Origin of the sequence: Pararhizobium sp. LjRoot235 (assembly GCF_964254145.1) — a bacterium.
Taxonomy (GTDB): domain Bacteria; phylum Pseudomonadota; class Alphaproteobacteria; order Rhizobiales; family Rhizobiaceae; genus Pararhizobium.
The window spans coordinates 3,554,140-3,567,229 of the sequence record NZ_CAXUSP020000001.1; the positions used below are offsets into that span (position 1 = coordinate 3,554,140).

11 protein-coding genes and 1 pseudogene are annotated in these 13,090 nt (G+C 60.4%); 4 read left to right on the forward strand and 8 right to left on the reverse strand.

Annotation, left to right across the window (positions count from 1 at the left end):
- Positions 1–30 precede the first annotated feature (30 nt).
- The 4 genes and pseudogenes from ACSQ2Z_RS17470 to ACSQ2Z_RS17485 all read right to left on the reverse strand — a co-directional run.
- Positions 31–195: pseudogene (locus ACSQ2Z_RS17470) on the reverse strand (DNA-3-methyladenine glycosylase I); the annotation flags it as partial.
- A gap of 62 nt (positions 196–257) precedes the next feature.
- On the reverse strand, positions 258–545 hold the full coding sequence (locus tag ACSQ2Z_RS17475; RefSeq protein ID WP_436082356.1) for a YciI family protein: 288 nt from the start codon (positions 543–545) through the stop codon (positions 258–260).
- A gap of 69 nt (positions 546–614) precedes the next feature.
- Positions 615–1,220, reverse strand: a complete 606-nt coding sequence (locus tag ACSQ2Z_RS17480) for a TetR/AcrR family transcriptional regulator (RefSeq protein WP_436082357.1) — start codon at positions 1,218–1,220, stop codon at positions 615–617.
- A gap of 33 nt (positions 1,221–1,253) precedes the next feature.
- Entirely contained in the window at positions 1,254–1,415 is a 162-nt protein-coding gene (locus tag ACSQ2Z_RS17485) for a hypothetical protein (protein ID WP_436082358.1), read from the reverse strand.
- 569 nt (positions 1,416–1,984) lie between these two features.
- Between ACSQ2Z_RS17485 and ACSQ2Z_RS17490 the strand changes: the two genes are divergently transcribed.
- A complete protein-coding gene (locus ACSQ2Z_RS17490; RefSeq protein WP_436082359.1) occupies positions 1,985–2,593 on the forward strand; it encodes a PRC-barrel domain-containing protein in 609 nt (202 codons plus the stop codon).
- Between the two features lie 51 nt (positions 2,594–2,644).
- Here the strand turns inward: ACSQ2Z_RS17490 and ACSQ2Z_RS17495 are convergent, their stop codons facing one another.
- Both ACSQ2Z_RS17495 and ACSQ2Z_RS17500 read right to left on the reverse strand, forming a co-directional pair.
- On the reverse strand, positions 2,645–4,693 hold the full coding sequence (locus ACSQ2Z_RS17495; protein WP_436082360.1) for an FAD-dependent oxidoreductase: 2,049 nt from the start codon (positions 4,691–4,693) through the stop codon (positions 2,645–2,647).
- Between the two features lie 30 nt (positions 4,694–4,723).
- On the reverse strand, positions 4,724–6,274 hold the full coding sequence (locus ACSQ2Z_RS17500) for a trimethylamine methyltransferase family protein (RefSeq protein ID WP_436082361.1): 1,551 nt from the start codon (positions 6,272–6,274) through the stop codon (positions 4,724–4,726).
- Positions 6,275–6,364: 90 nt separating this feature from the next.
- On the opposite strand from ACSQ2Z_RS17500, the gene ACSQ2Z_RS17505 reads away from it, so the two are divergent.
- Entirely contained in the window at positions 6,365–7,339 is a 975-nt protein-coding gene (locus tag ACSQ2Z_RS17505; RefSeq protein ID WP_436082362.1) for a LysR substrate-binding domain-containing protein, read from the forward strand.
- On the opposite strand, the gene ACSQ2Z_RS17510 is transcribed toward ACSQ2Z_RS17505, so the two are convergent.
- A complete protein-coding gene (locus ACSQ2Z_RS17510; RefSeq protein ID WP_436082363.1) occupies positions 7,303–8,664 on the reverse strand; it encodes a putative bifunctional diguanylate cyclase/phosphodiesterase in 1,362 nt (453 codons plus the stop codon). The genes ACSQ2Z_RS17505 and ACSQ2Z_RS17510 overlap by 37 nt on opposite strands.
- 199 nt (positions 8,665–8,863) lie before the next feature.
- Positions 8,864–10,600: a response regulator gene (locus ACSQ2Z_RS17515; protein WP_436082364.1), complete on the reverse strand. Its 1,737-nt coding sequence runs from the start codon at positions 10,598–10,600 to the stop codon at positions 8,864–8,866.
- 282 nt (positions 10,601–10,882) lie between these two features.
- Between ACSQ2Z_RS17515 and mutL the strand changes: the two genes are divergently transcribed.
- A complete protein-coding gene (gene mutL / locus ACSQ2Z_RS17520) occupies positions 10,883–12,682 on the forward strand; it encodes a DNA mismatch repair endonuclease MutL (RefSeq protein ID WP_436082365.1) in 1,800 nt (599 codons plus the stop codon).
- Between the two features lie 167 nt (positions 12,683–12,849).
- Complete coding sequence (locus ACSQ2Z_RS17525; protein ID WP_436082366.1) at positions 12,850–13,080, forward strand: DUF2093 domain-containing protein; 231 nt, start codon at positions 12,850–12,852, stop codon at positions 13,078–13,080.
- The last annotated feature ends 10 nt before the right edge of the window (positions 13,081–13,090 follow it).

Sequence of the window (13,090 nt, forward strand, 5' to 3'; positions counted from 1 at the left end):
GTCGCCCGGCCCCCAAACTGAAATGTGGAATCAAAGTAGAACAATGGTGCCGAATCCGCTTGCAGCCCTGATATCGCATCGCCACACGTGATCGTTGATGAGCCCGATCGCCTGCATGAAGGCGTAGACGGTGGCTGGGCCAACGAAGGACCAGCCACGCCTTTTCAAATCGTTCGATAGCGCAATTGAAGCTGCGCGGCCGCGCACCAGCGGCAGCGCAGCCGCCCGTCATGGCCCTGGAAGGTTTCGCCCATCGATCATCCTTTCAGGAAGACAAGTCGTTCATCAACGCGGCCTGGCGTGACTTCATGGATCTCGGCACTCACCACACGCTCTGCCACGAACGGATCTTCCTGCACGAGCGCATCAAGATTTTTCCGATCAATATTGTGGGCGAGGAGTGTCCCGCCCGCGTTCGGCTGGAGGCTGCCTGCAAGAAGAAAAGTCCCGCTATCGAAGCCTCTTTTGATCCAGGCATTGTGTCCCTCAAGGAATTGGGAGGCCCGCGTCTTGTTGTCCGAAAACCTGAGAAATACGATAAACATGAACTGTCCCGTTTTTTGAGCAGTGATGGAAAGAGAAAGGCCTCGCCGCGCTCTGACGCGTCGACCGGTTTATTCGAAGGCAGCTTGCCCCCGGTCAGTTTTGGAGCCCTCGGCCGCGATATCCTTCAGCCAGTCCTTCATCTGATCAACCTCGCGCTGAACGAAGTCTGTATCCCGAAAAGCATTGAAAAGGGTCGCGGCGCCTTGGCTACGGGAGAGAAGATGCATGGCAAGCGCATCCGCATCAGCTTCTCGGCCGAGTGCGACGAACTGACGGCGAAGCCAAGTCCGGAACAGCATGAACAACCTGCTGGCGTCTGCCTGCGCTGCATGGCTTAGCTTCGCAAGCTCGCTCGTTAGCGTTCCGATTGGGCATCCATACAGTTTGATATTATCCCCATTCACGATCAGGATGTCGATGAAGCTGGTGATCCGCTCTACCGGTGTCTTGCCCTCTATCTCCCATCGCTCCAGCATCGCCTTGCGGTCCGTCAGGCGTTTCTGGATCACCGCTTCGAGAATGTCGTCCTTCGTCTTGAAATGATGATAGAAGTTGCCACGCGAAATCTTCACGAGCTCGGCGATGTCTGCAAAGGATGTGTGATCAAATCCCCGGCGGTAGAACAGATCGTCCGCTACGCCGACAATCTCCTCGCGTGTCGCCCGATTTCCCATCGTAGTGTTTCCCTGTTGGTCTTTCGGTGCCTTTTAGGCAGCAGAGGCCTCTTCGCCCGTGAAGAACGGATAATCAGTATATCCGGCCTCGTCCCCACCATAGAAAGTCGCCGGTTCAGCCGTGTTCAACGGCAACCCCTGCCGATAACGCCGCACGAAGTCGGGGTTGGCGAGGAAGGGCAGGCCGAATGCCACGAGATCGGCATCACCATTTGCGATTGCCTGTTTTGCACATACTCAAATCATTGAGCTGGAAGGCACTGAACAGATCGACGGCCATGAATGTTCCTCTCTAGGTCATTTGTCCTAGAAGGACTATTAGGTCATTTGTCCTAAATCCGTCAAGCCTCCTAATGAAGCCAACCAGAAAACAAGCAAAAGGAGCGGAAAAATCCTAACCTTCGCAACAGAATCACCGGCTCTGAAAACTCACGATGATTTCTGCAGCAAAACTCAATCGCAAAATTCGAAGGGATGCGATCAATTTTTGCTACAAGCAAGTATTCCACATTTCCGTTAGAGGCAGGGGTTCGCCGTCCGGCTCTCTTTTAAAAGCAACCATTCCGAGCCGAAATCTACGACCACTAACCTATCGCCGGCATTGCACGTTCGACAAAGCGCGGCGCGTAAAGTTCCATCGCGCGTTGCATATCTTTTTAGGGAACTACTGGCGGCCTTGGACGTTTTTTAGATGTCACCGGTGCGGCGGAACCGTATTGAACCCCGCGCCCTGATCGACAAGGAACGAAAAGGTAGGTTTTGACATGACCAGAAAACTCGTAGCTTCCGTCGCCGCGGGCGCACTTTTTGCAGGCGTGACCGCCTTTGCGCCGCTCGGCTTCGCACAGGACCAGCCGGCTACCCAGCCGAAAACCATGGAAACACAGCCGATGACCGGCGAGCAGCCGGCTGACGCGGTCAAAAAGCCTGTAGAGGCAGCGCAGGCACCTGCCGCGGGTTCCGGCTATTTGACCGAACAGGCTGAAGGCCAGATTTCGGCCAACACCTATATCGGCCAGCCGGTCTACAATGCGGCCGATGAAAGCATCGGCGACATCAACGACATTATCTTTACCATGGACGGCTCGGTTGAGGCGGCTGTGATCGGCGTCGGCGGCTTCCTTGGCATAGGCGAAAAGAACGTCGCCGTGCCGCTCGACACCATCGCGGTTTCCGAGGTTCCGAATTCCACCGATCTGAAGCTGACGACGCAGGAAACTGCCGACACGCTGAACGCTGCACCGGAATTCAAGACCAAGGCGCAGAAGATCGCCGAGCAGAACGTCAATGCGCCGGTCGATACGACCACCACGTCGTCCACGGCACCGGCAACGGATGTACAGCCGGCTGAAAAGCCCGCGACCAACAACTAACCGTCTCTATGGTTTGAGAGACGGCGGTGCGAAAGCGCCGCCGTTTCTTCCTTAGAACAGCACGCCATAGCGAAGCGCATCATAGATTCCTGCATGGATGTTGCGGCTTGCCACGGCATCGCCGATGCGGAACAGGTCGAATCGTCCTTCCGGATTGCGCATCCGGATCGGGTTTTCCTGGCGGATCAGCGCCTTGTAATCCACCGCGCCGAGATTGCGCGACAGGGGTTTCAGCTCGAGATAGAGATCGGCCATCGGCAGAGTACCGTGCTCGACCACGACCTGGGAGACGCGCCGTTCGACCGAAGCTGTTTCGGAGAAATCCGAGCCAAGCACCGCCACCAACTGGTTGCCCTCGCGGCGGACCGATTTCAGCCGCGTGTTGATCGTCACCCGGACATTCTTCTCAGCAAAGGCCTTGGCATATGGCACATGGTTCATGCCGCCGATTTCCGGGGCAAACATGCGCTCGGGCGAAACGATTTCCAACTCCGCTCCGGTCGCCGCGATCATTTCAGCCGCTGTCATCCCCGTGTGGGCCCCATTATCGTCGTAGAGCAGCACCGGTCCCTCGGGCTTGATCGCTCCCGCGATGATATCCCAGCTCGAGACCACCAGTTCATCGCCCGCCTCAAGCACCGGATTTTGCGCAATGCCGCCGGTGGCGATCACGACCAGATCGGGCTTGCGTTCAAGCACGTCACTTGCCTCGGCAAAGACATTGTAATGAATGGGAACGCCGAGCCGTTCGAGTTCGGACAGGCGCCAATCGACGATGCCGATCATTTCCCTGCGGCGCGGGTTGCGGGCTGCGAGAAGAATTTGCCCGCCGGCTTCGCCGGTTGCCTCCAGAACTTCCACGGAATGCCCGCGTTCAGCAAGCACCCGCGCCGCTTCCAGTCCGGCCGGTCCCGCCCCCACCACAACGGTTTTGCGGATGGGACCGGTCGTTTTCGAGATCACGTGCGGAATGGTCGCCTCGCGGCCCGTCGCCGCATTGTGAATACAGAGCGCACCGCCGCCTTCATAGATCCGGTCGAGGCAGTAGGTCGCGCCGACGCAAGGACGAATCTGGCTTTCGCGGCCTTCGATGATCTTCTTGACGATATGCGGATCGGCAATGTGGGCGCGCGTCATGCCGACCATGTCGAGCTTGCCCTCGGCGATCGCATGCCGGGCGGTGGCGACATCGGCAATGCGGGCGGCATGGAAGACCGGGAACTTCGTTGCGGCACGGACTTCGCCGGCAAAATCCAGATGCGGCGATGACGCCATGCCCTGGATCGGGATGACATTGGTCAGATGCGCGTCATGATCGATATGGCCACGGATGATATTGAGGAAATCGACCCTGCCGGAACCGGCTAGCCGTTTGGCGATTTCGATGCCCTCCTCCTTCGAAAGGCCGATATCCCATTGCTCGTCGGCCACCATGCGGATGCCGACGATGAAATCCGGGCCGACGGCCTTGCGCACCGCGTCCAGCACCATGTTCGAGAAGCGCGTGCGGTTTTCCAGCGAGCCGCCATATTCGTCATCGCGGTGATTGGTAGCGGGCGACCAGAAGCCGTCCAGCAGATGACCGTATGCCTCTATCTCGATACCATCGAGCCCCGCTGCCTGCATGCGTTGCGCAGCGCTCGCATAGTCGCCGACGATGCGCTCGATGTCCCAGTCCTCGATTTCCTTGGGAAAAGAACGGTGCGCCGCCTCTCGAACGGGAGAGGCGCTGAGAACCGGCAGCCAGTCACCCTTGTTCCAGCCGGTTCGGCGGCCGAGATGGGTGAGCTGGATCATCACGGCGGCGCCGTGCTCGTGACAGTCGTCGGCGATCTTCTTCAGCCAGGGCACGATCTCGTCTGAATAGGCATAGAGATTGCCGAAGGCAGGCGGCGAATCCTCCGAGACGATCGCCGAGCCCGCCGTCATGGTCAGTGCAATGCCGCCCTTGGCTTTTTCGACGTGGTAAAGCCGGTAGCGGTCCTTCGGCATGCCGTCTTCGGAATAGGCCGGCTCATGCGCGGTCGACATGATCCGGTTTTTCAGCGTCAGGTGCTTCAACTGGTAGGGCTGGAGCAGCGGGTCTTTCGAAAGGGTCATGCTGTTTCCCCGGCAGGATCGATACTGGGCTTAATACCAGGCATCCGCCATGCTGTTCTTGCGTCTCGCAATATAGTCCATCAGCGCCTCGTCGGTTGCCACATCCAGAGGCGGCGCTTCGTATTCGGCCAGCGTCTTTTTCCACCGCTTGTTGGCGCGCGCCGCCATGTCCGTCGAACCGCCCTCCTCGCTCCATTTTTCAAAAGGCTCGTTGTCCGAGAGCGCCGAATCCCAGAAGGCCGTCTGATAGTTGCGCATCGTATGATCGCAGCCGAGGAAGTGGCTACCCGGCCCGACCTGCAGGAAAGCATCCATGGCAAGCGTGTTGTCATCGACAACGACGCCTGCGAGATAGGAATGCAGCGCGCCGCAGAAATCCGTGTCCATCACGAATTTCTCGTAAGACATTGCCAGCAAGCCATCGAGGAAGCCGGCCGAATGCAGGATGAAATTGGCGCCGCAATGCACCGCCGACAGCATCGACATGACGCCTTCCTGCATCGCCTGGGCATCCGGCCGCTTGGAGTTGGAGAAGTTGCCGGCACAGCGCAGCGGCAGCTTCAGCCGCCGGGCCAGTTGGCCGATCACCATCGAGCCGATGGCAGGCTCCGGCGTACCAAACGTCGGCGAGCCCGAGCGCAGCGACATGGAGGAGAGGAAATTGCCGAAAATGACCGGTGCCCCCTTTCGCTCCAACTGGGTCAGCGCACAGCCCGCCAGCGTTTCGGCATAGGATTGCGCGATCGCGCCGGCATTGGTGACCGGCCCCATGGCACCGCCGAGGATGAAGGGCACGATGACCGCCGCCTGGTTGGCGCGGGCGTAGGCGCGCAGCGACTTCGTCATCGTGCCATCCCAGACGAGCGGCGAGTTGACGTTGACATTGCCGAGTATGACGCAGTTCCTGTCGACGAAATCGCGGCCGAAGACGAGGCGCGTCATGTCGATCGAATCTTCCGCCCGCTCTTCCGCCGTGATCGAACCCATGAAGGCGCGGTCGGAATATTTGATGTGGCTGTAGACCATGTCGAGATGGCGCTTGTTGACCGGAATATCCACCGGCTCGCAGATCGTGCCGCCGGAATGGTGCAGCCACGGGCTCGACTGGGCGAGCTTGATGAAATTGCGAAAATCCTCCAGCGTGCCGTAGCGTCGGCCCTTGTCGAGATCCATGACGAAGGGCGAGCCGTAGGCCGGAGAAAAGACGACATTGCTACCGCCGATCTCGACATTGCGGGCCGGGTTGCGCGCATGCTGGGTGAACTGCGAAGGCGCGGTCGAAACGATTTCGTTCAGCATGCCCGGCTCGAAGCGCACGAGCACGCCCTCGACCTTCGCTCCTGCCCGCTTCCAATGATCGAGCGATGCCGGATCGTCGCGAAACTCGATGCCGACCTCCGACAGGATCCGGTCGGCGACGCGCTCGATCCTGACGAGATTTTCCTCACTCAGGATATCGTAGGTCGGAATGTTGCGGACGATGTAGGGAACGCCCGCAATCTTTGCCGCATTGTCGCGCCGCGCCGGGCGCGCCGACCGTGTGCGTCTTGCCGGTTCTGCTTCTGCCACAAGCGTTGTCATTCGTTTCCTCCCATTGTCTCAGTCGAGGCTACCGGTGAAAAAGGTCACTGTAACGCTGGAAAAATTCAACACATGATATAAGCTGAATTTATGGAAACCCTGCGCCGCCTACTCCCCTCCGCTTCCAGCCTGATCGTCTTCGAGGCGGCGGGGCGGCATCAGAATTTTACCCGCGCCGCCCATGAGCTGGCAATGACGCAGGCCGCCGTCTCCTATGCCATCCGGGGGTTGGAGGAGCAGCTTGGCGTGCCGCTGTTTCACCGGGTCCACCGTGCCGTCCAGTTGACGGAAGCTGGAGAGAAATTCCATGCCGACGTGTCACTCGGGCTGTCGCGGATTCAGAAATCCGCCGAGGACATCCGGGCAAAACGGCGCGAGAGCAACGTGACGCTGGCCGCCTCGACCGCTTTTGCCTCGATGTGGATGCTGCCGCGGCTGACGAAGCTGCGCGAGGACCTGCCCGAGATCGATCTGCGCATCCAGACCAGCGTGCGCGATCTCGATCTGGAGGAGGAGCCGATCCCGCTTGGCGTGCGCGGCGGCGGTGATCCCGCCAACTGGCCGCGCTATCACTCGGCCCTGCTTGCGCCGGAGGTAATCAGCGCCGTCGCCTCACCCGCTTTCGTCGAGGCTCACGGCATGCCGCAGCGGCCCGCCGATCTACTGAACCACCCTCTGATCCATCTGGAAGAGCCGGTCAGGCGCGCCTATAGCTGGCAGGAATGGTTTGCCAGCGCCGGGATATCCTACCCGGCCCAGTCGCGGCGGCTGACGCTCAACGACTATGTGCTTGTTATCCAGGCGGTGCTTGCCGGCGAAGGCATCGCTCTCGGCTGGAACCATCTGATCGAGCGGCAGGTTCGCTCCGGCGCACTTGTTCCGGTCGGCAATCATGTGCTGAAGACGGATCTGGCATTCTACGTGGTCTGGCCTCGCTCGCGCGAACTCAACCAGCAGGCCCGGCGGGTGCGCGACTGGCTTCTTGCGGAAGGGGGCCGGGAAATGCGCAACAGCGACGATGGCTTGCTTCAGATGGATACGGACAGCGATGGCGTCGGCTCGTGATATTTTTCCGCGAGAAAGCGAAGCGTCGTGACCGCGTCGGCCGGCTTTCCATAGAAATACCCCTGCCCCATGCCGCAGCCGAGATCCTTCAGTTTCGAAGCTTCGGCCAAATTCTCGATGCCCTCGGCAACCACCTCGAGATCGAGACCCTCGCACATGGCAATGATCGCCTTGACGATATGTTCCGACGCGCGATCGGCGGCAATGCGCGAGACGAAGGCGCGGTCGACCTTCACCTTGTCGAAGGAAAAATCACGCAGGCGGCCGAGGCTGGACTGGCCGGTGCCGAAATCGTCGAGCGAGATGCGCACGCCGGCGGCCCTGAGTTCCGTGACGATCTTCTGGGCCACGTCGGCATCGGTCATGACGGCGGTTTCAGTGATTTCCAGCTCAAGGCGACGAGGGTCGAGGCCGACGCGATTGATGATCGCCAATACGTCGGCGCTCGTCGACGGGTCCATCAGTTGCGCCGAAGACAGGTTGAACGAGAGAAAGAGTTCCTTCGGCCACTGCAGCGCGGTCTCGGCAGCCTTGCGCAGCAGCGTTTCCGAGAGGGAATCGATGAAACCACGCTCTTCGGCGAGCGGCACGAAGACGGCCGGAGAAACGTAGCCGAGATCTGGATCGCACCAGCGCGCCAAAGCCTCGAAACCGACCACCGTGTCCGTCTTCAGATTGACGATCGGCTGGAAATGCACATCGACCTCGTCGGCGATGATGGCGTTGCGCAGCGCCTGCTCGAGCTGCGTCGCGCGCCTCATCTCCTGGGCGATTTCCTGGGAGTAGACTGTGATCTGTCCGCGGCCTCGGCGCTTCGAGCGATAGAGTGCCGTGTCGGCGCTTTTCAGAAGATCCTCGAACTCCTCGCCGGCGAAAGGATAAACGGCAAAACCGAAGGAGGCAGACAGGCGGACGTTGCGCTCGCCGAGATCGAAGGGGGCCGACAGCACCTCCTTCAGCATATTGCCGACCTTCTCGGCCGCCTTTCGCTCGAATACCAGCGGCAGCACGAAGGCGAACTCGTCGCCGCCTGCGCGAATGACGGTCGCACCATCGGGAACGCAGGCGAGCAGCCGGCTGGCGACTTGGCAGAGGATTTCGTCGCCGGCATGCGGCCCAAAGAGATCGTTGATCGGCTTGAACCCGTCGAGATTGGCAAGGCCGATGGTAAAGGGCGCGGGATCGCTGGCGCGGTCGGCAGCGATTTGGCGCACCTTGTCGCGCATCCTGTATGAATTGCCCAGACCGGTCAGCGGATCGGTATAGGCCATGGCATGCAGATCATTCTGGCTTACGTGCTGAGACGATGTTTCAGCAGAATTCATAACGCATTCCCGGGCTTGGCTCTAAGGCATTGTCAGGAATAGACGATGGACAGCGAGGGTTAAGATTTCGAAAGCATCGCCTTACCAGTTTCCACAGTGCCCTCCCCAATTCCTGGGAATTGACACGGGATATCGGCGAAATCTGTCCGGCTCCTTCCATTTCCTGGTCACCCACGGCTGCTCGAACCGGTAGCCGATGTCAGCCCGCCATGCGTTCGGGTCTGGTGACCACGAACTTGCGGTAGACGGCCTCTATCATGTCCGGGCTGATCGGCTTGGTGATGTGGTCGTCCATGCCCGCCGCCTTGCTCAGTTCGATATCGATATCGAGCGCCTGGGCCGTCACGGCAATGATCGCCGTTTGGAAAGCGACCGATTTTTCAGCTGCGCGAATCGCTCGCGCCGCATCGAAGCCGTTCATCACCGGCATCGAAATATCCATCAGGACGAGAGCTGGCCGGTATTGCTGCCAGAGCCGAACGGCTTCCTCGCCATTGGCCGCGATGCGATAGGAGATGCCGAGACCCTCGAGGATCTGGGCGAAGACGAACTGGTTGATCTCATTGTCTTCGGCGACGACGACTTCGACTTCCGGCACGGGCCGGGCGGCAAGCCCGCCATCCGGCACGATGATGTCCCAATCGGCCGGGTAATCGACCGTATCCGCGCCACCACGGCCTGATCCGTCGCCGCAAAGCGCTAGCAGGCTTGCGCGCAGCTCGGATACTTTCCAATTCCTTGCCAATTGCAGGGATGGCGACGCGTTCCAGTTGGTGATGACGTCTTGCGCCCCAGCCATCGCGCCATCGACAATCAGTGCTGCAATCTCAATACGGCGCGCCGCGCAGATGTCTTTGAACGCTGTCAGTTCCGCTCTGTTTCTGACCGCACATGCATCGAGGCCCCATCGGCGCAATTGCGGCACAAGGCTCTGCTCGAGAGCAACCGCAGGCGTCATCAGCAGGACCCGGTGCCTGATTGCGGAAACCGGCTCGATGATCGCACCGGCTTCAACGAGGTGCTGCATATCGATCGACCGGAACGGGTCGTAGCAATTCTGGGCCGGGGTAAAGGCGCCGTAATCCCTGACGTCCAGAGGCGAGCGACCCGACGCGATGCCGTCAAGGTCTTTGTAGCCGACGACCAGACCGGTCACATCGTTCATGCAGGTGACGAGCAGATATTTTCCCGGATCACCGACGCGGAACTTGCAGGTGACGACCCAGAGGTCCTCGCCATCGGCCTGAACGATCTGCTCGGGCAACGAATGGATGACCCCGGTTTCCAGCGTCGCGCGGTCTGAGCGTTCGAATTTTTCGGCGAGTTCCGGCTCTAGCAGGTCCCATACGGAGCGCCCCAGGATGGCCTCTGCCGCCATGCCATGGATGGCGCAGAATGCCTTGTTGACGGCCACATAGTTCAGGTTACGGTCTTTCACGCAGATCGGATTGGGCAGGCAATCGAGGATGCCCTCGGTCAGTTCGATCCGTTCAAGATCGAGCTGCATCTGTTCTTCGCGCTTTTTCTGCTCCGAAACGTCGCTGATCCAGACGATGCCGAGGCCGTTGGAAAGCCGCCGTTTGCGCAAGCTGATCCAGCGATGGCGGCCAATGCGCTCCACCACTTCGAAGCGCTCGCGCCAATGATGGGAGAGATGTTCGGAAATCCATTCGTCGCGATTGGCATGCCTGCGGCTCGTTTCCGGGGCAGTGCCGCTGCGGACGCCGGAATCGAAGACGGCGCCGAGAAAATCCTTGAGCCGCGTTCCGGTTTCCAGGAACTGCGCCGGGATGGGATAGAACTGGAGAATGGGCCGGCTTGCAAAAATGATCTCATCATTCTTGTCGCAGACAAGAATAGCTAGGCCGAGCGCGTCGGACGTCGCTTCGAGCACCGTTTTCTGGATGTTCGCGCCGAAAGACGCTACATCAATCATTGCATAGCCCTCATATACCTTGGTGGCTTCTCTTTCCGGACATGCTGACGAACGTGCCTCTTTGGGGGCCGTATCTGGGATGGAAGCCTTGGGCGGCCAGCTGCGCCACAAGCACCAAATGACAAAACCCGTGTTCATTCAGGTTCTTGGCGAAAGTCGCAGCTTTGTATTAAGGCCTGATTAAACCCGCCTGACATTATCGGGCACACCGCCTTGGATGACATTCGGGGATAGAATGCACGACCTACTTTCCATGCGGCGCCGAATCCCGGACAATAGGCCATGCCCATCAAACAACTCTCCGAGACCCTCATCAACCAGATCGCTGCCGGCGAAGTCATCGAACGGCCGGCGAGTGCTGCCAAGGAGCTTATCGAGAATGCGCTCGACGCCGGCGCGACGCGCATCGAGATCACCACGGCAGGCGGCGGCAAGACGCTGCTTCGGGTCATCGACAATGGCTGCGGCATGGGGCCGGACGATCTCGAACTGGCGGTGCGCCGTCACTGCACCTCCAAGCTCGACAACAATCTTCTCGATATCCGGACGCTCGGTTTTCGCGGCGAGGCCCTGCCCTCGATCGGTTCCGTCGCGCGGTTGGCGATTGCCAGCCGACCGGCCGGCGCAAGCCATGGTGCCGAGATCGGAGTGATCGGCGGAAAGCTGCAGCCGGTGAAGCCCGCGGCCGTCAATCAGGGCACCGTGGTCGAGGTACGCGATCTGTTCTTCGCCACCCCGGCACGGTTGAACTTCATGAAGACGGAGCGGGCCGAAGCCTCGGCGATCTCCGACGTCGTCCGACGCATGGCGATCGCCTTTCCGGGCGTTCGCTTCGTGCTGTCCGGCTCAGACCGGACAACGCTCGAATTTCCGTCCACCGGCGACGACCGGCTTGCCCGCATCGCCCAGGTGCTCGGCCGCGATTTCCGCGACAACGCCATCGAGATTGACGCAGAACGCGAAGGCGCGCGGCTCAGCGGCTTTGCCGGTGTACCGACCTTCAATCGCGGCAACTCGCTGCAGCAATATGCCTTCGTCAACGGCCGCCCGGTACAGGACAAGCTGATCTGGTCGGCACTGCGTGCCGCCTATGCCGAGACCATTCCTCAGGGCCGCTATCCAGTCGCGGTGCTGGCGCTGACCGTCGATCCCGACGTCGTCGATGTCAATGTGCATCCGGCGAAATCGGATGTCCGCTTCCGCGACCCGGGGCTCATTCGCGGCCTGATTATCGGCGCCATCCGGCAGGCGATGGCCGAGGGCGGAGACCGAGCCTCGACGACCGGCGCCAGCGGGCTGATGCGGGCGTTCCGGCCGGAACCGCCGCGGCCGAGCGGCGGCTGGAGCGCTTCCTCATCTCCCTACCGGCCGATGGCATTCGATGTGACACCGCGCGGATTTGGAGAGGCGCCGCAGGCTGCCTTTGCCGAGATGACAACGCCATCGGCCCGCGCGCCAACATTTGAACAAGAAGCGATAGCCGTTTCGCAACCGGAAAAGTCCCATCCGCTCGGCGCGGCCCGGGCGCAGCTGCACGAGAACTACATCGTCGCCCAGACCGAGGATGGCCTTGTCATCGTCGATCAGCACGCAGCCCATGAGCGTCTGGTGTTCGAGGAACTCCGCAAGGGACTGAATTCAAGGCCGATCCCGGCGCAGGCGCTGCTCATTCCGGAAATCGTCGATCTGCCGGAAGACGATTGCGACCGGCTGATCGGCCATGCCGGCGAATTTTCACGGCTGGGGCTCGGCATCGAGCGCTTCGGCCCCGGCGCCATCGCCATCCGCGAAACACCGTCGATGCTCGGCGAAATGGATGCCATCGGACTGGTGCGGCAACTGGCCGACGAGCTTGCCGAATGGGATACGGCAAATGGGCTTGCAGGCCGGCTCGACTATCTGGCGGCGACCATGGCCTGCCACGGTTCCGTGCGCTCCGGCAGGCGGCTCAGGCCGGAGGAGATGAATGCACTGCTCAGGCAGATGGAGGCAACGCCCGGCTCCGGCCAGTGCAATCATGGCCGGCCGACCTATATCGAGTTGAAGCTGTCCGATATCGAGCGGCTGTTCGGACGCAGTTGACGATGCGACACGTCAATTGCGCTGGAAATTTGGTGTTCTGCGCGCTAGAGCATGACTACAACAGGTAGCGCCTGGATAAGCAGTTGCTCGAGGCCTTAGGCGCATCCAAGGATGCCGGCCAGCATGCACTGCGACAGTGGACGACAAAAATGCGAGGTCGAAGGACAATGAACCGGTTTGAAGGCAACGGTAACAGGGAAGCCAAGATCCGCTATCTCGATGGCGACTTCCAGATCGTCCTGCCCGGATCATATGTCACCTGCGCGGTGACCGGCGCTGCAATCCCCATCGACGAACTGCGTTACTGGAGCGTCGCGCGGCAGGAAGCCTATGCCGATGCAGAGGCGTCGTATCAAGCCGACAAACGCGCCGGGATCCTGCCGAACCAGAAATCATAAGGTCGCCCGT